We start from the raw sequence: 19,784 nt of genomic DNA, 5'->3' as shown, positions 1-19,784 counted from the left end.
ACAGTCCGCCCGTTCGCAACGGGAATGGAATGTGAGACAGCAAGCAGGCTCTTCCGAAAGGAAGGGCCTGTTTTCGTTTGCCTTTCTCCGCTCAGGAAGGAGGCAGGTCTGGAATGATCCACCGGTGAAGCACCCCGATATCGTGCATGATATCCTTGACCGGCTTGCGGGACGCCGTGTGGCAGGCATCGAAGAACTCATCGATGATGCGGTAGTGGTCGTACTGGATGTGATAGGGCGGTATCCCGCCCGCGGCCATCGCCCCGTTCCACCAGCGTTTGTTTGCCTGCGCGGTATCCGGCGTGCTCGGTTCGTCCGGTTTGAGGGCATGCGACACATCTTCGCATGGTCCGTCATAGGGGAGGTGACGCGCCTCCAGATTGACGGCCTGAGCCATGCCTGCCGTGGGCCAGAGGCTGAGCACAGCCACCATGAGAGAAAGTTTTAGAGGCTGTTGCAAAAGCTCTCTGCTGAACGCGACCGCCCTTGAGGGTATGCGTGACCGTGTGGGTTTTTGAGCACTGAACCGAAACAGCCGTGTGGGTCGGGAGCATCGAAGCGCCAGCAGAGAACTTTTGAAACAGCCTCTTCTTGTTTGGGCTTTTCTGCCTGTGCGGGGTGACCAAAATGCTCTGAAACAGATCACCGGCTCTCGCAGATGATCAGGGTGGCCGACATTCTTGGGCGACCTCATGGGGAATAGACCCGTTTCAGAAGCGATCAAGCTGGGAACGGAGGTGAGGGGAAGAGACCCCTCGGTAATGAGAGCCTTCATGACCGGTTGAGCAAGAAGTGCTCCCTTCATCCTGATTGTGGCCGCTTCAGACTTGTGCTCCTTCACATTCAGCACTGGATGAAACAGCGGCTCCTCGTTCGACCTGGAGTGACCAGTTGCAAAGAGGGTGTTTTCTGGCTGCCGCTCCTGTTGAACATGAAACCATCGCCTGTTTTCAGGGGAGCCGTTGATCCATCCCATTTCCTCTGCCTTTCCATACAAGGCATGACCGAACCGGAGCGCGAGAGTCATCCGGGCAGGAATAGAGTGGAGTTGTGACCATTTTACAAAAAAACGCGGAGACCTGAGCCTCCGCGTTTTATAAGTCGTCAACTCAGGCGGTTGTTCTTACTCCGCGTCGATGGCCCGCTTCGGCAGCAGGGCAGGGACGAACACGAGGGTCGCCAGCAGCGTGCAACCAAGAGAAAGCAGCAGCAGTCGGCCCATGCTCGCCGTGCCGGGATGATGCGAAAGAGCCAGCGATCCGAAGGCCGTTCCCGTCGTCAGGGCGGAGAACAGGACTGCCCGCGCCGTCGGCGATGCCAGCGGGAATTTTACTCCGTCGCGCCAGTTCATCACGAAATAGATGTTGAATGACACGCCCACACCCAGCAGCAGCGGCAGGGCGATGATGTTGGCGAAATTCAGCGTCTCCGGTACGGCATCGATCAGGATGACAGTCATCAGCGCCGATAGCAGCAGGGGGGCGAGAACCAGTCCCACGTCGAGAATTTTGCGCAGGGCGATGAACAGGATGATGGCAATCATCACGATCGCCGAAATCGCTGCCGTGCGGAATGCCCCCACGATGGTCTTCGCACTTTCCACGATATCCACCGCCGATCCCGCGACCTCGGGGGAGAGCGGCTGAACCGTTTTAACGAAGCGATGCAGCGCGTTGGTGCTGGACATCAGACCGCTGGGGTGAATCTCCACCAGAGCCCGTCCGTCAGGCAGAAGATAATCCCGGCGAATGACATCCGGTACGTCCTTGATGGTCACCGGCTGCGCAGACAGCACATCTTTCAATGTGTCAAGCTGCGCTGGAAGGAAGCGGACAAGCGTATCATTCGTCTGCATGGCCAGTGCATCGGGCGCATTCGCCAGTCTGGCCAGCGCCGCCTGAATCCGGCGCAGCGGATCGTTTGCGGCCAGCCCGTCCAGAATGCCACCGAGAGCGGCGGCGGCGGTCCCTGCGGAGGCTTTCACCGCAGCCGCATCGGGTGCCGGCCGCCTCGTCTGCACGACGAGACCCGGCAGCAGGATCTGCGCTGCATCCTGAATCAACGCCAGTTTTGTGTCCTGATCCTCAGGCACATAGGAACCAAGCCACATCGCATCATGCACGCCAGGCAGTTTTGCAGCCCGGTCAGCCATCGCCTTCGCCGCATCAAGGTTCGGGGCCAGATACTCCGCGCTGTAAGGCGAGGAGACCGGATTGGCCATCAGAAGATGCAGCGTCTTCATGCCTTCGGACTTTGGGTCTTTCGTGTGGAGCGGATCCCCGTCGAACTTCAGGCCCGGAATTAGCGCCGCACCGGTGACCGCAAGGATCGCAAACACGGCGAGCAGCGGCTTACGCCAGTGACGGATCATGCGGTCTACCGGCTCCATGAACACATAGCCCGCATGGGGATGATCGACCCGCGGACGAAAGACACGGAGCAGTGCGGGGAGCAGCACGAGCGTGCAGACGAACGCCACGAGCATGCCCACGCCAGCGATCAGGCCAAGTTCCGCCACCCCCAAAAAGGCCGTGGGTGTGAAGGCGAGGAAACCCGCCGCCGTCGCTAGCGCCGCCACCAGAATCTGATGGCCCGTTTCTTCACCGGTCTTGAACAGCGCTTCTTCCAGACCCGCTTCTCCGGTCTGCGTCGGATGCTGTCCCCGCAGACGCACGGAAAACTGGATGGCGAAATCCACGGCGATGCCCACGAACAGGATCGCGAAAGCCACCGAGATCAGGTTCAGCGTGCCCACAGCCACTGCGGCAAAGCCGGTTGTCAGCAGCAGGCCCGTGATCAGTGTGATCACGATGGGAACGATCACGCGCCATGTGTGAACAGCGAGTGTCAGCCACAATGTGACCAGCGCCAGAGAGCCGAGGAGTCCGATGACCATGCCGTCCGCGACCGTGGCGAATTCCTCGTCATCAATCTGAACTTCGCCCGTCATATAGATATGTACATTCCCCGAACGGACATATTCGAGATCCTTCATTGCCGCGCGCATCGACGCCGAAGCGCCGCCACCCGGCTGGAAGGAACCGTAATCCAGCTTGGGCTGGGTGACGACAAACTGGTAACGCCCGGCAAGATCCGTCAGGTTGCCCGCCAGCAGTCGCTGCCATGAGAGCGGTGTGGGGTGGCCGTCCGCGGCCGCCTGCAGATTGTCGGCAAAGCCATTCAGCGCCGTCTGGAATCCCCCAAGATTGGCCTGTCCGCGCTTTACGCCCTCGGCGATCAGTCCGAGCGAGTCAAACAGGCCGCGTGCCGAAGGGTCGGCCGCGAGAGCCCCGAGAAATGGCTGTGCCGCGATCGTGTCATCCAGCACCTTCGACAGCGATTTCGCATCGAGGAACATCAGGCCATTACGGTTGAGGTAGGGGGTGTCGTCCGGAAGGCGCACGTAATTGAAATGCTCGTGGTCGTCGGCGAGCTTAGCCGCCAGCGCCCGCGCCGTAGCGCGACCTTCTTCCGGCAGATCAGCCTCGATCACCGCGACCAGGAGATTGTCCTTCTGCGGAAACAGGGCCCCCAGCATGTCGGAACGTTTTTTCCACGCCAGCTTGCCGGACAGCATCTTGTCCGTGTCCGTGGTCACGCCCAAATGGGTGACACTGACCCAGACCGACACTCCAGCGAGCAACATGAACAGGGCGATGACGAGATAGGCGCGCTTGGCGCAGAGGACGATAAGTCGGCCGATGAGAAGGGAGATCATGTGTAAGGTCTTCAGGCCCTTGCCGTTAACAGCGCAAGATAGGCCAGCCTCGGAAATCCCCATGACCGACCATTAGAGCTAAAGGCTTGGTTTGACGTAAGCCAGACACACACGCAAGGGCGAAACGGCGGTGTGGGGCGGGCGAGGACAGCGAAATCGACACCTATGAGAGACCACCGCCAGTAGAGAGGTGGCCTCACGAAAACGTGACGACCCTCCTCAAGAGCATACCTCATTCATTGGGGACGCTCACGCGAGGAACAGTAAGCCGTCTGCCCAAAATGTGAGTTCTAAAAAGAAGGCGCGTCATCCGGAAGAGGCAACAGGGCGGCTGAGCCTGACGCAGATGTTCAGTTCTTCACCACCGCATGTTTCTGCCAGAACTCGGAGAGCCTCTCCACCGTTCCCTCGGTCTTGTTTTCGCTCATGTAGGTTTGCAGGACCGCCCGGGCCTCGTCATTTTTTCCGCAGGCGATGAGCAGAAGTGCATAGTTTTCCCGTGTTCGCTGAGAGGCATCCGAGGCGATGGCATACGGTCTGATCAGCGCCAGTCCCTGAGCGACATGACCCGTCAGACCGAGCGACAGGCCAAGATTGATTTCCGGCCCCACCATGCTCGGATCCAGACTGATCGCTCTCCTGTATGCATTCTGGGCATCGGCATAACGGCCATTCAGGTCCAGGGCCACGCCATAATCATCCACGACTTCGGGATCGGCAGGATAAAGCTTTACCAGATTTTCCAGAATGGAGAGTGACGTTTCCGGTTTCTGCTGGAGATATATCTTTGACAGGCCCATCCATGCAGCGCGAAAATTCGGATCGATTTTCAGGGCTTTCTTGTAAAATTCCACGGCTGCCAGATTCTTTCCGGTCATCCGGTGCACTTCCGCGAGCCGCAGGATGACATCCTGATTGTTCGGATAGTCCCTGTTGAGTTCCTTGAGCTTCTGGATGGCGGTATCCACTTCGCCATTCTGCATTTCAATATCAACGATCGAAAGATTCCGATCCAGCATCTCATTCTGGTGCTGCGCGCAGCCAGCCAGGGCAAAAAGCGCCATGAAGGCAAATACGCTTTTCATATTGAACACAGAAAATCCTTTTTGAATGTCATTTTTTGGATAAAAATCAGCAATGTTTTTTTGCGTATTGGCCCTCACGCTGCGTCGCACAGTGAAAGCAAAATGTTTATATTTCATTTATAAGTTATTGGATTCCATGGGATGTTATTTTTCGTTGATACAAATGGAAAATTCAAAAACTATGGGGCAACGGGCAACTGGGTCTGCATGACCCCGCAACCCTGAGGCGCATCCCTTCAATCAACCTTATCTCTGGTCGGGCTTCGCACGCAGACAGGGCGGAACGCATGCTGGCGTCGTTCTGCTGCGATCTGAGTGTCATCGGTAGTCGTCCATCAGGCTGTCGTGGGTTTTTGAACACTGAAGCCGAACGGGGCCGTGAGCACCGGAGCGCAGGAAGCGTGCGTCAGCTCGCTGGCAGAAAGCTTCTGAAACAGCCAATTAAAGGTCCGGATAAACTGGGACACGTCCCTCTTTCGGGTCTGTAAAACAGGCGCCGGTTTCTCTGATCTTTGCTGCGTTAAAGCGTCAGGAAAACAGAAGCAGAGCCCCAGAAAGTCCATGTTACGGTATCAGAACAACAATGTTACCGTATTCTCACAGTCGGAACTCCTTCCCGGACTGAAGACGTTTTTCCTGCAGAGAGACATCGAAGCCATGACCTTTTCCATCGTTGCGCGTTGTTCTCGCAGTGGCCAGTTCGCCGTCGCTGTCTCCTCCTCCTCTCCTGCCGTTGCAGCTCGTTGCGCCTTTGCACGGGCAGGCGTGGGCGCCGTCACCACACAGAACGTCACCGACCCGCGTCTTGGCCCATGGGCCCTCGACCTCATGGAAGCCGGTGCATCGGCGGCGGAAGCGCGTGACATCATTGTCCGCAACTGCACCTTTCCGTCCTATCGCCAGATGAGCCTGATCGACAGGGAAGGCCGGACAGCCCTGTGGTCCGGTGAAAAATCCCTCGGGACCAACGCGGATTTTCAGGGCATCAATGCAGCCTCCGCCGGAAATCTTCTCGCCTCTGCGGATGTGCCGGAAGCAATCGTGCGCAGCTTCGAGCAGTCCGACCCGGACATGGAACTTGGCCTGCGGGTCGTGAAGGCCATGCAGGCAGGCGTTCAGGCGGGTGGAGAAGCCGGCCCCATACGGTCCGCTGGCCTGCTGGTGGTCGATCGGGAAGCTTGGCCGCTGGCGGATCTCCGGGTGGACGAGGAAGCTGATCCCGTTACGCGCCTGCATGGGCTCTGGTCCGTTTGGGAGCCGCAGATGCACGACTACGTCACCCGCTGCCTCAATCCGACAGATGCACCGTCTTATGGTGTCCCTGGCGACGAATAGCGCCTTACCCGCCTGACCGGTGCTTCGGCCGAAGCGGCGGCGTCCATATTTTTTGTCTCGATATCAGATCATTTCGCCACATTTGATTGTGGCCATGAAAAAAGGAGACGGCCATGCCCGTCGAGAAAACCGAAGTCCTCGTGGTGGGGGCCGGGCAGGCCGGTATCGCCATGAGCGAGCACCTGCATGCCTATGGTATTCCGCATCTGGTGCTGGAGCGTAGCCGGGTGGCTGAACGGTGGCGCAGCTGTCGCTGGGATTCTCTGGTCGCAAATGGTCCTGCATGGCATGATCGCTTCCCCGGACTGGCTTTTTCCGGAGATGGCCCGGATGATTTCGTGCCCAAGGAAAGAGTTGCGGATTATCTCGCGGCCTACGCGCAGAAGATCGATGCACCGGTCCGCTGTGGTGTGGAAGTCAGGGATGTGCGCCGCAAAGAGGGGCAGACCGGCTTTCGCGTCGAAACCTCCGAGGGGGTGATCGAGACCGAATGTGTCGTCGCCGCCACCGGTCCCTTCCAGATTCCGGTCATTCCCCCCGTCGTGCCGGACAGTGCGGGTTTTACGCAGATTCACTCTGCTGCTTACCGAAACCCTGCTCAGCTTCCCGAAGGCGCGGTCCTTGTCGTCGGCGCAGGGTCGTCCGGCGCGCAGATTGCCGAGGAACTGATGCGCAATGGCCGGAAAGTCTATATTTCCGTTGGACCGCATGACCGTCCGCCCCGCAGCTATCGCGGCCGTGATTTCGTGTGGTGGCTTGGTGTTCTCAACAAATGGGATGCAGAGGCAACACCGGGTGTGGAACACACAACGATTGCTGTCAGTGGCGCAAACGGTGGGCACACCGTCGATTTCCGCAGTCTTGCCGCAGAAGGCATGACGCTGCTCGGACGCACCGAGACGTTCCGCGACGGCGTGTTGAGTTTCGCTCCCGATCTGGCCGAAAACATCGCGAAGGGAGATGCGAACTACCTCTCTCTTCTTGGTGAAGCAGATTCGTATGTCACCAGAAATGGTCTTGACCTTCCCGAAGAACCTGCTGCACGTGCCTTCCTCCCGGATCCGGACTGCGTGAAGCATCCCACGCTCGAACTGGACCTGAAAAAAGCCGGTATCAGTACCATCATCTGGGCTACCGGGTTCGGTGTGGATTATGGCTGGCTGAAGGTCGAGGCGCTGGATGAAAATGGGCATCCACATCATCAGCGTGGCGTGTCCTCCGAGCCGGGCGTGTATTTCCTTGGCCTGCCCTGGCAGACACGTCGTGGCTCGTCGTTCATCTGGGGCGTTTGGCATGACGCGAAATACGTCGCGGACCATATCGCCAAGCAGCGCAGCTACATGGCCTACCGCCCATCGCACGCGGGGAAGCAATGAAAAGCCTCTCCCATTACACGCAGCGTGCTGCCAGCCTGACTTTTCGCAATCAATGCTGGATTGACGGGCGTTTTAGTCCGTCGGCATCGGGGCGGTGCTTTGAAAGCATTAATCCGGCCACTGCGGACACTCTGACCGCAGTGGCGCGTGGGGACGCGGCGGACATCGACCGTGCCGTGAAGGCGGCTCGCGCGGCGTTCGAAGATGGGCGCTGGTCGCGCCTCACCCCGACGGACCGTAAGGAAACACTGCTCCGCCTTGCTGCGCTCATTCGGGAGAATCTTGAGGAATTCGCGCTGCTCGACACGCTCGATATGGGCAAGCCGATTTTCGAGACGGTAAACGTGGACGTCCCCGGCTCGGCCCACTTCCTTCAGTGGCACGCGGAAGCTATCGACAAACTCTATGACGAGGTCGCTCCCACAGGCGGCCGCGATGTGGCGATGATCCGTCGCATTCCACTGGGTGTCGTCGGCGCCGTGGTGCCGTGGAACTTCCCGCTCGACATGGCGATCTGGAAGCTTGCACCCGCACTCGCCGCCGGAAACTCGGTGGTGCTGAAACCTGCCGAACAATCGCCACTCTCAGCGCTCCGTCTGGCCGAACTCGCTGCGGAAGCCGGACTTCCCGATGGCGTCCTGAACGTGGTGCCGGGATTTGGGGAAGAAGCCGGACAGGCGCTCGGGCGCCATGAGGATGTGGACTGCCTCGTCTTCACCGGTTCGACCGACGTGGGCAAGCTGTTCATGCGCTATGCTGGCGAGAGCAACATGAAGCAGGTCTGGCTCGAAACCGGGGGCAAAAGCCCGAACCTGATCTTCCCCGATGCCGATCTGGATACTGCGGCTGACAAGGCCGCATTCGGCATTTTCTTCAATCAGGGCGAGGTCTGCTCCGCCAATTCGCGGATGCTGGTGCATGAAGCTGTCGCCGAGGAGATGATCGAGCGAATGCGGATGCGTGCCGAGGCCATCATCCCCGGCAATCCCCTTGATCCGGCCACCCGGATGGGCGCGATGGTCGATGCGCGCCACACTACGCGGGTCGCGGAGTTTCTCGCTTCGGGGCGTGAGAACAGTCGCCTTGTCGCTGGTGGCAACCGCGTGACGATCGGAGCTTCGGACGCCTTCATTCAGCCCACCGTCTTCGCGGACGTGCCCTCGGATGCGCGTATCGTGCAGGAAGAGATTTTCGGTCCGGTGCTGGCGATCCAGACCTTCCGTGACGAGGAGGAGGCCATCAGGCTGGCGCATGACACGCCTTACGGACTGGCCGCATCCGTCTGGACGCGCGACATCGGCCGGGCGCTCGATCTGTCTGATCGACTGCATGTGGGCACCGTCTCGGTCAACACGGTGGATGCGCTCTCGCCCATGACGCCCTTCGGCGGCATGAAGCAGTCCGGCTTCGGGCGGGATCTCTCGCTGCACAGCTTCGACAAATACACAGCACTGAAAACCATCTGGGTTCACTACTGACATCAGCTTTTCAGAGGCAGAACGTCAGAAATAATTTCTTTTTCTGAAAGCTCTGCTCGTTTCATAATCGCAACAGGATCATTCGGGAAGAATGCTGGAAATGTTCGAACATTTCCAAAGCTGGCAGACCCGTCCCCGTTCGCGCAGGACCACTCGCTCCGGTGCGTGAAACGTCACCGGGCCGCATCACAGCCTACACAGGGAGACACAGATCATGGCCCACATCCGCCTTCGCCCCTTCAACACGAAGGACACCTATCCGGAGCAGGAGCTCGACAACGATCTCTGCCAAGCCGTCATCACCCGCAACACGATCTATCTGCGCGGTCAGGTGCCACAGGATCTCGACACGCGTGAAAACGTGGGCGTGGGCGATCCGGCGGCGCAGGCCGAGAAGGTCATGGACAACATCGAGATGCTGCTGACCGAGGCAGGGGGGAAACTCACCGATATCTGCAAGGTCACGGTCTATCTCACCGACATCCGCCACCGTGAGGTCATCTACCGGGTGCTGGGGCGCCGCATGAAGGGTGTGTTCCCGGTCTTCACCGGGCTTGTGATCGTGGCTCTCGCCCGTCCGGAATGGCTGGTCGAGGTCGATGTCATCGCTGAACGCGAATAACGCTAACGCACAGACCCCGCCCGTCGATGGTACAGGCGGGGTTTTCGCGACCTGTAATGTTACGATTTCAACACGAACTACCTGTCAACAGATACGCTCCCGCTGGCTGACGCCACAGGAAGGAACCGCCCAATGACCGATGCCGCCACGGCACGCGGGCCAGAGGCCCACACCATCTATCAGATCCCGCTCGACCAGCGGCACGGACGCCCGCGCGATCTGTTCACCGTGTGGTTCGGCTCCAACATCATGATGCTGACCATCATCACCGGCGCACTTGCCACGACCGTGTTCGGCCTGCCGTTCTGGCCTGCCATGCTCTCGGCCGTGCTGGGCAACATGATCGGCGGCCTGTTCATGGCGCTGCACGCAGCTCAGGGGCCACAGCTCGGCGTGCCGCAGATGGTGCAGACGCGTGGCCAGTTCGGCTCCATGGGGGCCATGGCGGTCATCTGCCTCGTGGTGGTGATGTATGTGGGGTTCTTCGCTTCCAATCTCGTGCTGGGCGGTCAGTCGCTGCACACGGTGGCGACCTTCCTGCCCGAGAAGGCGTGCGTCGTGCTGCTCGGTCTCGTCAGCCTGATCGCCACCATCTACGGCCATGACCTGATCCATGCCTATACGCGACTGATGACCGTCGTCTCCGGCCTTGCTCTCGCCCTGTGCTTTGTATGGATCCTGCTGGTCAACGGCGTGTCTTCCGCGACTCTTTCCCACGGCACGTTCACCATGTCGGGATTTCTTGGCGGCCTGTCCACTGCGGCGCTCTGGCAGATCGCCTACGCGCCTTATGTGTCGGACTACTCGCGCTATCTCCCGCCCGGCACCGGCAGCCGTCCGGCCTTCATGGCGAGTTACTGGGGCTGCGTTCTCGGCTCTTTGTTTCCCATGATTCTCGGTGCCCTCCTCGGTGTGATCGCCGGAGGCGGCGATGTGGTGGCGACACTGACAACGCAGGTCGGACCGCTGGCGTTCTTCATCGTGCCCGTTCTGTCGCTGGGCATCGCCTCCACCAACGCGATGAACCTTTATTGCGGCGCATTGTCGGCCATCACCGTCGTGCAGACCATCGTGCCGTCATGGAAGGCGACCCACGTGGGACGTGCGGGGACGGCCATCGTACTGGCCAGCCTCTCGCTCATCATAGCGCTGGGCGCGGAAGCGAACTTCATGGAGGAATACACGAACTTCATCCTCCTGCTGCTTTATGTGATGGTGCCGTGGACCGCGATCAACCTCGCGGATTTCTATCTGATCCGACACGGCGAATATGACGTCGCATCTTTTTTCCGTGCCGATGGCGGCATCTATGGCCGCTACTGCTGGCCCGCGCTGATCGCCTATGTCTTCGGCATTCTCGTCCAGATTCCCTTCGTCTCGAACGGCCTCTACACCGGCCCGGTGGCCACCATGCTGGGGGGTGCCGACATTTCGTGGATCGTGGGGCTGGTCTTCGTGACCGTCTTCTATGTCTGGATGATGCGTAACGAACGTCACACAACCCCTGTCATGAAGAGTGCCGGCTGATGAGCGAACAGGACGATTTTCCCACCGAGTTCGATTTCATTGTCGTGGGCGCGGGAGCGGCGGGCTGCGTGCTCGCCAACCGCCTGAGCGCACGCAGTAATCTGCGTGTGGCACTGCTGGAAGCCGGTGGCCCCGACAACACCCCGCGCATCCATGTGCCCGCTGGCACCATCTCGCTCTACAAGAGCAGGAAATACACCTACCAGTATTACTCCACGCCCCAGACGCATCTCGATAACCGGTGCCTGCACGTGCCGCGTGGCCGGATGCTGGGCGGCTCTTCGTCCATGAACAGCATGATCTACATTCGTGGCGCGCGCTCGGATTATGATGGCTGGGAAGCGATGGGATGCGCTGGCTGGGGCTATGACTCCGTGCTGAAATACTTCATGCGCGAGGAAGACAATCGCCTGCATCAGGACCCGCATTTTCACGGCACGGGCGGCGAGCTGATGGTGAATCAGCCGCGCGATCCTCTCGGGGTGTCGCGCCTGTTCATCAAGGCTGCCGAGGAAGTGGGGCTGAAGGAGAACAGCGACTTCAACGGGGCCAGGCTGGACGGCGTGGGCGTCTATGACGTGACGCAGAAGGATGGCAAACGCCTGAGCGCCTACCGCGCCTTTGTCGCGCCTGTGCGTTCGCGCCCGAACCTGCATGTCCTGACAGGCTGCCGCGTGGTTTCGCTCGTGAGCGATGGCAGTCAGGTGCAGGGCGTCACGGTGGAGCGGAACGGGCAGTTCCATGTCCTCCGCGCCCACAGGGAGACGATTCTTGCAGCAGGGGCCATCGGTTCGCCCCATCTCCTCATGGCGTCGGGCATTGGCAATGGCGGCGAACTGCTGGAAGCAGGTGTGCCGGTAGTGGCTGACGTGCCGGAAGTCGGCCGCAATCTTCAGGATCACATCGACGGGCTGGTGACTGTCCGTTCGGACTCGGCCACGACGCTTGGGTTCTCGCGCTCCGCACTCGGCTCCATCCTGCCTTCTCCCCTGCAATTCCTGCTTCGGGGCAAAGGTTGGCTGACCACCAATTACGTGGAAGCCGGTGGCTTCGCCTCCACCCGGTATGCCGAAGGCGTGCCGGACGTTCAGTTTCACTTTGTGCCGGGCTACCGCAGCCATCGCGGGCGTCTGTTCGAATGGGGGCATGGTTTCGCACTGCACACCTGCGTGCTGCGTCCCCACAGTCGGGGCAGCATCCGCCTGATGCGCGACGGTAGCCGCAACCCGGAGATCGACTTCAACTTCCTCTCGGACGACCGCGATGCGCTCGTGCTTCTGGAGGGCGTGAAACTCGCGCGCCGTATCCTGCGGGCCCCCGCGTTCGACGCCATAAGGGGCAAGGAAATGGCCCCCACGGCGGATCTCCAGACGGATGCTCAACTGATGGACTATCTCCGCGCCTCCGCCAGCACTGTGTTCCATCCTTCAGGCACCTGCCGCATGGGATCTGATGATGCCAGCGTGGTCACGCCGGAACTGAAAGTGCGTGGCCTGAAAGGGCTGCGTGTGGCCGATACGTCCATCATGCCCACCCTCATCAGCGGCAATACCAACGCACCGACGATGATGATCGGGGACAAGGCCTCCGACATGATCCTCTCGGAGGTCGCGTGACCGAAGCGCACGACCTGTCCGCCCGGGATATTCTCGCGCGGCTGGTCGCGTTCCCGACGGTCTGCCGCACAGAGAACGCCGAACTTATCGACTGGGTCGAAATGTTCCTGCTGTCTCTCGGTGCACGATGCCGTCGGGTTCCGGGAGAGCAGGCCGGACGTTTCAATCTTTTTGCTAGTATTGGCCCGGACAGCCCGGACGGCATTGTGCTGTCCGCCCACAGCGACGTGGTGCCGGTGGAAGGACAGCCCTGGACGACCGATCCCTTTGTTCTGACTCCGCGCGACGGGAAGCTGTACGGTCGCGGCAGCAGTGACATGAAGGGATTTCTCGCCTGCATGTTGATGGCGGCGCGGTATGCTGCTGGCCAGACGAACCTTCGGGCCCCTCTGCATCTGGCGATCTCCCATGACGAGGAGATTGGATGTGTCGGCGTGCACACGCTGTTGCGCGATCTGGCCGCCAATGGCTTTCGGGCAAAAGGCTGTGTGATTGGAGAGCCGACAGGCCTGCGGGTGGTCTCGGGGCACAAGGGTAAACTTGCTGCGCAAATCACCTGCCATGGCCTTGCCGCTCATTCGGCCAATCCTTCCCGTGGCTGCAATGCGATCCTGCTCGCAGCCGACATGGTGAAAGTCATTGAAAGCCTTCAGGAAGAACTGAAGAATACCGGCGCGCAGGACGAGAGCTACGAGGTGCCTTTCAGCACCATGCAGATCGGGCTGATCCGGGGTGGGGTGGCGCTCAACATCGTGCCCGATCTGTGCGAGGTCCAGTTCGAGATGCGTCTGTTACCGGGCGTAGTTGCGGGGCCCTGGCTCGACCGGCTGCGGCAGGAAGCCGACCATCTCGGCGCAGAACGCCCCCATGCCCGCATTGAGATCGAGACACTCAATACCTATCCTGGGCTGCATACGCCTGACGATGCTCCCTTCCTGCACGCGATCATGCAGCTCACGGGTGACAATACGCCCTTACGCATAGGATTCGGGACAGAGGGGGGGCTGTTCAGTGAATATCTGGACATGCCGGTTGTGGTCTGTGGACCCGGCTCCATCGACCGCGCCCACAAGGCGGACGAGTTCATCCTGCCGGAAGAGTTGGAGGCTGGCGTGCAGTTTGTGGAGCGGATTGTGGACACGCTGGTCTGAGCGCAAATCGGGGTTTGAAAGGGAGCCATTTCACCTTGAAGCCTGATACGGCACTATCCTCAGGAAAGCGGACAGGCTCCGCCATCCACGAGGAGTTGCCCAAAGTGAAGTTCTCCCTGCGACAGATCGAGTATTTCGTCGCCACGGCCGAGACGGGTTCCATCGTACAGGCGTCCCGTCAGATCCCGATCTCACAACCGGCCATCTCGGCCGCGATCGCGCATCTGGAAAGCATATTCGGCGTCTCTCTGTTTATCCGCCATCACGCGCAGGGGCTGTCCCTCACCCCGGAGGGCCGGATGGTGCTGGAGGAAGCCCGCACACTCCTCTTCCACGCGCAGGAACTTGGCGGTTCGCTCAATGGCATGCTGGGTCGTGTGCAGGGTGAGGTTGCTGTCGGCTGCATGACCACACTCTTTCCCCTGCTGGCGCCCGATCTCATCCAGAGCTTTTCCGCAGCCTATCCTGAGGCCCGTCTGCGTGTCATCGCCGGCCATCACGAAGAGTTGACGGAGAAACTGTGCGATGGCGAGGTTTCGGTCATGATCGGCTACAACATGACGATGCCCCCGGCGATCAGTTTTCAGCCACTGTCGGCTCTCCCTCCCTACGTCTTCACTTCGATCGACCATCCTCTGGCTGCCACGGGTCAGATCAGGTTGCAGGATCTTGCCGACGAACCTTTTCTTCTTCTTGACCTGCCATTCTCGCGTGATTACTTCCTCCAACTCTTTTCGTCTGCGGGCATTACACCACGCATCACCGGGCATTATCCAAGTATGGACGTGATCCGTAGTCTGGCCGCCCGAGGGGAAGGATTTGGACTGGGGAATGCCAGGCCGCGAAACCAGCACGCCCTTGATGGTAAACCACTGGCTTACCTGGGACTTGAAGATGAATGTGCGCCGCTGATCTATGGGCTTTTCACCATAACCGGCCAGCGTCTTCCGTTGCGGGTTTCGGCATTTCTGGACATGTGTATCCACAATCTTTCCAATCAGATTTTGCCGGGCACGATCTGATAATGCGTGGGAAAGAAAGCAGACTTTCTCATTGGTCTATCAGGAATTTAAGGAGGCAAGTTGCTGTTTGCGGATGATCTTCATAGGTTTTCTGTCGTTCAGTAAAATGGGTTTCCAATGGCTGTTTGCCGTAGCGCGTTGTGAGGCCTCTGAACTACCTCAGCCTTCAGGAAAGCCATCCGATTTCGTTTGTCTTTTTATAAAGTGATAAGTTTTTTTCAGTTGATTCGGTAGTTTTTCTCTTAGAGGCTGTTTCAAAAGCCCTCTGCGGGCAATTCGGCGCGCCTTTTCCACGCTCCGATGCTCACGACCCGCATGGCCGCTTCGCTTCAGTGCTCAAAAACCCACGCCAGTCACGCACATCCTCTGGGGCGGTCGCGCTCACCAGAGAGCTTTTGAAACAGCCTCTTAGGGGATAAGCAGGACGATATCACGTTCACGCCACGGCGCAGCCGTTTATGAACGTTCTTCCTGTCGCCGCAGCTGGACGAGAAGGTCAAGCTGCGGGATGGAAACTCGGCTCTAATGGAGAACGGTTTTTACAAATAGTCAGTTATCTGCCGACATGGTCCTCACGAGCGGCAGGGAAGTCCTTTATCAACTTTCCTGACCGCCGATCAAACCGTCTGTCGTATCCTTCTGTCTCTCCGCATATCCGAGACCAGATATCGCATAGTGTCAGATAACATAAGCCAGAAAGCAGAACAGAACGACTGAACTGACGCCCTATTGAGAAGCTTTCTTCTGGCCGGCATCTGGTGCGCTCTCAGCGTGAGGACCCTGCGAGCGTTTGATAAGAAAGTTCCGGATATCCTCGATTTCGGTTTCCTTGAGACTGGAAGAAAAACTTACCATTCCATAGTTGCTCAGAGCACCACGTCCGACAATGTTGTAGAAACCTGTAGGGTCTTCCAGCGCACCCGAATAGCGGAGATCCGGCAGAACACCTCCAGCCACAGCATTGTCGCCATGACAGGCAAGGCAATAGTGCTGATACAGATCATAACCCTTAGTGGCCCGCTCTGCATCGAATGGCTGCGTGGCTCGGAATGGCATCTGTGTATTATGTGTCTCGACGGGCAGATCGACATGGCCATCAAGAGCGAAGACAAGCAGGCGGGAATGATTGATCGTCGTATTCCGATGCCGTGCCAGTGCGCCGCCCATAAGGGGGAAAGCGCCCCCCCATCCGACTTCCACGGCCACATATTGATGACCATTCACCTCATATGAGACGGGGGGCGCCACGATGCCGCTGTGAGCATCGAAATGGTAGAGTTTTGAACCGGTCCGCGCGTCATATGCTTCGAACGCCCCTGTCGCGAGGCCCTGAAATACGAGATCGCCTGCGGTAGCGAGAACGCCACCATTCCAAGGCGTCTCATGCGGAACGGTAAAAGCAACCTTTCCGGTCGCAGGGTCCCAGGCTTCCAGCCAGCCCTTCAGGCTGCTGCCTACCGCCTCCACCACGTGCGGATCATCGGGAAGTCCGGCCATATCGATGCCGAGATTGACTCCCATGGAGCGCAGCTTGAAATTCTTTTCGGCTTTGAACGGTTCTGGTAATTCCTGAGCGGGAATATAGACATATCCGGTCTTCGGGCTATAGGCCATGGGTGCCCAGTTGTGGCCACCCAGAGAACCCGGAATACCCATCCATGTCTGACCAGTGAGAGACCACATTGCTTCAGGCACGATCTTCGGACGACCTGTCTTTGGATCGACTCCACTTGCCCAGTTCAGATTGGTGTAGGGAATGGCGGAAACAAATTCTCCCGTGCGGGCATCAAGAAGATAGAAGAAACCATTCTTGGGTGCCTGAGCGAGGAGGTGGCGCTTTTTGCCATTGATGACGAGGTCGAGAAGCATCATCGGCTGGGAGGCAGTAAAATCCCACTGATCGTTCGGCGTTTCCTGAAAATGCCAGACATATTCGCCTGTTTCAGGTCGAATAGCTACGATGCTGCCAAGAAACAGGTTGTTACCCACTCCGTTCGAGCGCACCTGATAGTTCCAGGGAGATCCATTTCCGACGCCAAGGAATACAAGATCGGTTTCAGGATCATAGACGATCGAATCCCATACCGTTCCGCCACCGCCGGAATGGGTCCATGCACCGGTCGGGCTCCATGTATGATAGGCAAGTTTGCTCAGCGGTTCATCGGATACCGCACCATCGGGACGGTTGCCCGGTGCAGGCACCGTATAAAAGCGCCATTTGAGAGAACCTGTTTCTGCATCAAAGCCCGAAACGAAACCACGCACACCGAATTCAGCCCCGCCATTGCCGATGATGACCGTACCCTTCGCTATGCGCGGTGCTCCATCGATCGTGTAGGATCGGATATTTCCCAGGTTTGCATCCTGCGGAATGGTATTGACGCTCCAGGCGAGCTTTCCGGTCTTTGCATCCAGCGCAATCAGTCGACCGTCGAATGTGCCGACAAAGACTTTGCCTTTCCAGTAGGCCGCTCCACGATTGACGGTATCACAGCACCCACGCACCGCCACATCACCCGGCACACGCGGATCATAACGCCACAGGACTTCGCCTGTGGCCGCCCTGACCGCTTCCACCTTGCTCCAGTTGGTTGTGAGATACATCACGCCATCAATGACAAGCGGAGTCCCTTCCTGACCACGGAATGTGTCGAAATCCTGATACCAGGCAAGGCCAAGTCGTTTGACATTGGACGTGTTGATCTGCGTCAGAGGGCTGTAGCGCAGTTCCGCGGCTGTTCGGCCATGCTGAGGCCAGTCACTGTCCGGCACGCTGTCGGCCTTCGCAGCACTCCCTGCCAGAAGGGACAGGGCCGCACTCGCCGCAAGAAGAAACCGTCGGGTCAGTGTGATCTGGTCAAACCGCATCATCTTGTTTCCCATTCCCATCAGTGCCGGATGCAGATCGCCTTGGTTTCGGTGAATGCGTCGAGCCATTCAGTGCCGAAATCCTTGCCAATCCCAGATTCCTTCATGCCTCCAAAGGGAAGATTTGGATCGATCATGACGTGTGAGTTTACCCATACGGTACCTGCTTCGAGGTGGGGCGGCAGGTCCATCGCGTGTGAAAGACTGGAGGTCCAGACGCTGGCGGCCAGACCGAAACGGCAGTCATTGGCTCGGCTCAACGCCTCTTCCACATTTTCGACGCGTGTCAGGGTCATGACCGGCCCAAAGATTTCCTCCCGGACCAGCGGCAGGGAGTCATCGGGGTTCAGTACGACAGCCGGTCTGACATAGTAGCCGTTACCTTCAGGAATTTCCTGTCCCCAGAGGATTTCGGCTCCGTTGTCGATGGCGGTCTGCAGGTAGCCTTTCACCTTGCGCTGATGAGCAGCGGAGGCCAGCGGATTTATCTGCGCCGTTTCGTCAAAGCCCGGACCGATCCGCATTGAGGACAGTGCAGCCTGAAGGCCAGCCGCCACTTTGTCGAACAGGGGCGCTTCGACATAAACGCGTGAACAGGCCGCGCAGACCTGCCCCTGATTGAGGAAGCCTGCGAGGGCGAGACCCGAGACCACCTGCTCGACATCCGCATCGGCCAGGACAATAGCCGGATTTTTGCCGCCGAGTTCCAGGGACACTCGTGCCAGTCGGGACGCACAGATTTCTGCGATGCGCTTTCCAACCGGGGTCGATCCGGTGAAGCTGACTTTCGCGATATCGGGATGGCGGACGAGTGCATCTCCCGCAACGCCACCCGAACCCGTGATGACGTTGAACACACCGTCCGGCACACCAGCTTCGGTTGCAAGGCGGGCGAGGTAAAGCAGAGTCAGTGGCGTGGTTTCGGCTGGCTTGGCGACCACACAGCACCCTGCGGCCAGAGCCGGAAGCACTTTCCAGACGGCAATCACGAGCGGAAAATTCCAGGGCACGATTCCGGCGACCACACCCACGGGCGTCTTGCGTGTAAAGCTTGTGTAGCGCGCTCCCGGAGGCAACGGGATCGACACATCGAGACTCTGTCCAGTGATCTTCGTGGACAGACCCGCGACATAACGGATCCAGTTCTGGGCGCCTCCGGATTCGAGAATCCGTGACAGGACGAGAGATTTTCCCTGTTCAAGGGTTTCCAGCTGGGCAAGGATCTCAGCATCCCGCTCGACAAGATCAGCCAGCCGAAGAAGGACGCGCTCACGTGCGCAGGGAGAGAGTGCGCTCCATGCACCGGACTTGAAAGCACGATGCGCGGACGTTACCGCGCGATCGACATCTTCTGGCGACGCATCCGGCACGGAACCGATGCACTCGCCTGTGGCCGGGTTGAAGACGTTGAGGCGACTCTGCCCGGCGGGCTCCACCCATTGACCATCAATGTAGAGCTGGTGCTGGCGACTGACAAATTCCTGCACTTGCGGCAGTACGGACGTCTCTGTCACGGCATTACCTTTCTTCGTATCGGGATGTATGCCGGAGACCAGCCCTGCCACATTCCATCCGGAGACGATCATCATATCGGATACGAAATGACGCTATCGTCTGATTGTGTCCTATTCAAGCGAAATATCGTTTAAATATTACGAAATCGAATCATAGGAGCCTTGATGGTGATGCCGCGCCCGTGAGCGGTAGGGAGGGCGGCCTGTTTCGCGGCTGCCTTTTCGGTGCCGATGTTTCTCCATAATCTTTCGCGGAAATACGGAAAAATGGCTTTCTTCGGCCTCGAATCAGGGGGGCGGTAGACTCGGAGGGGACTGGGGCCGGGTCGATTCCAGAGTCGGCTATCGATGGGATAACGGGCACTGGTAAGGACGGGCCTGCTCCCATTCCCGCCCACAATCGTCCAGCCTGTCCGGCCGTCAGGGGATGATCGGTCATTCTGACGTCTCACCCCGTATTTTCCTTCAGAAA

Annotated in this window: 13 protein-coding genes; 8 read left to right on the top strand and 5 right to left on the bottom strand. The window is 58.9% G+C overall.

What is annotated here, in order from left to right:
* Nucleotides 1–91 precede the first annotated feature (91 nt).
* From GOB81_RS01145 to GOB81_RS01135, 3 genes are all read right to left on the bottom strand, one after another.
* Nucleotides 92–460 carry a hypothetical protein gene (locus tag GOB81_RS01145; RefSeq protein ID WP_242009966.1) on the bottom strand — a complete coding sequence of 123 codons (369 nt, stop codon included), beginning with the start codon at nucleotides 458–460 and terminating at the stop codon, nucleotides 92–94.
* 663 nt (nucleotides 461–1,123) lie between these two features.
* On the bottom strand, nucleotides 1,124–3,718 hold the full coding sequence (locus GOB81_RS01140; RefSeq protein ID WP_173568532.1) for an MMPL family transporter: 2,595 nt from the start codon (nucleotides 3,716–3,718) through the stop codon (nucleotides 1,124–1,126).
* Nucleotides 3,719–4,068: 350 nt separating this feature from the next.
* Nucleotides 4,069–4,803: a tetratricopeptide repeat protein gene (locus GOB81_RS01135; protein ID WP_173568531.1), complete on the bottom strand. Its 735-nt coding sequence runs from the start codon at nucleotides 4,801–4,803 to the stop codon at nucleotides 4,069–4,071.
* A 657-nt stretch (nucleotides 4,804–5,460) separates the two neighbouring features.
* On the opposite strand from GOB81_RS01135, the gene GOB81_RS01130 reads away from it, so the two are divergent.
* The 8 genes from GOB81_RS01130 to GOB81_RS01095 all read left to right on the top strand — a co-directional run bounded on the left by GOB81_RS01130 (nucleotide 5,461) and on the right by GOB81_RS01095 (nucleotide 14,930).
* Nucleotides 5,461–6,138 carry a DUF1028 domain-containing protein gene (locus tag GOB81_RS01130; RefSeq protein ID WP_198912095.1) on the top strand — a complete coding sequence of 226 codons (678 nt, stop codon included), beginning with the start codon at nucleotides 5,461–5,463 and terminating at the stop codon, nucleotides 6,136–6,138.
* A gap of 113 nt (nucleotides 6,139–6,251) precedes the next feature.
* Nucleotides 6,252–7,514, top strand: coding sequence for a flavin-containing monooxygenase (locus GOB81_RS01125; RefSeq protein ID WP_173568529.1), 1,263 nt, complete (start codon nucleotides 6,252–6,254; stop codon nucleotides 7,512–7,514).
* Nucleotides 7,511–8,992 carry an aldehyde dehydrogenase gene (locus GOB81_RS01120; protein WP_173568528.1) on the top strand — a complete coding sequence of 494 codons (1,482 nt, stop codon included), beginning with the start codon at nucleotides 7,511–7,513 and terminating at the stop codon, nucleotides 8,990–8,992. The genes GOB81_RS01125 and GOB81_RS01120 overlap by 4 nt, the downstream gene beginning before the upstream one ends.
* 214 nt (nucleotides 8,993–9,206) lie before the next feature.
* Nucleotides 9,207–9,614, top strand: a complete 408-nt coding sequence (locus GOB81_RS01115) for a RidA family protein (RefSeq protein WP_173568527.1) — start codon at nucleotides 9,207–9,209, stop codon at nucleotides 9,612–9,614.
* Between the two features lie 132 nt (nucleotides 9,615–9,746).
* A complete protein-coding gene (locus GOB81_RS01110; RefSeq protein WP_173568526.1) occupies nucleotides 9,747–11,141 on the top strand; it encodes a purine-cytosine permease family protein in 1,395 nt (464 codons plus the stop codon).
* Nucleotides 11,141–12,757, top strand: coding sequence for a GMC family oxidoreductase (locus tag GOB81_RS01105; protein ID WP_173568525.1), 1,617 nt, complete (start codon nucleotides 11,141–11,143; stop codon nucleotides 12,755–12,757). Before GOB81_RS01110 ends, GOB81_RS01105 begins: the two co-directional genes overlap by 1 nt.
* A complete protein-coding gene (gene argE, locus GOB81_RS01100) occupies nucleotides 12,754–13,908 on the top strand; it encodes an acetylornithine deacetylase (protein ID WP_173568524.1) in 1,155 nt (384 codons plus the stop codon). The genes GOB81_RS01105 and argE overlap by 4 nt, the downstream gene beginning before the upstream one ends.
* Before the next feature lie 104 nt (nucleotides 13,909–14,012).
* Nucleotides 14,013–14,930: a LysR substrate-binding domain-containing protein gene (locus GOB81_RS01095; protein WP_173568707.1), complete on the top strand. Its 918-nt coding sequence runs from the start codon at nucleotides 14,013–14,015 to the stop codon at nucleotides 14,928–14,930.
* A 726-nt stretch (nucleotides 14,931–15,656) separates the two neighbouring features.
* Here the strand turns inward: GOB81_RS01095 and GOB81_RS01090 are convergent.
* Both GOB81_RS01090 and GOB81_RS01085 read right to left on the bottom strand, forming a co-directional pair.
* On the bottom strand, nucleotides 15,657–17,798 hold the full coding sequence (locus GOB81_RS01090) for a PQQ-dependent dehydrogenase, methanol/ethanol family (RefSeq protein WP_173568706.1): 2,142 nt from the start codon (nucleotides 17,796–17,798) through the stop codon (nucleotides 15,657–15,659).
* A 20-nt stretch (nucleotides 17,799–17,818) separates the two neighbouring features.
* Nucleotides 17,819–19,387 carry an aldehyde dehydrogenase family protein gene (locus GOB81_RS01085; RefSeq protein WP_242009964.1) on the bottom strand — a complete coding sequence of 523 codons (1,569 nt, stop codon included), beginning with the start codon at nucleotides 19,385–19,387 and terminating at the stop codon, nucleotides 17,819–17,821.
* Nucleotides 19,388–19,784 lie beyond the last annotated feature (397 nt).

This window comes from Acetobacter conturbans, assembly GCF_011516755.1.
GTDB classification, from domain to species: domain Bacteria; phylum Pseudomonadota; class Alphaproteobacteria; order Acetobacterales; family Acetobacteraceae; genus Acetobacter; species Acetobacter conturbans.
The sequence above is the reverse complement of the archived record's forward strand: the minus strand, read 5'-3'. Positions and strand labels throughout refer to the sequence as shown.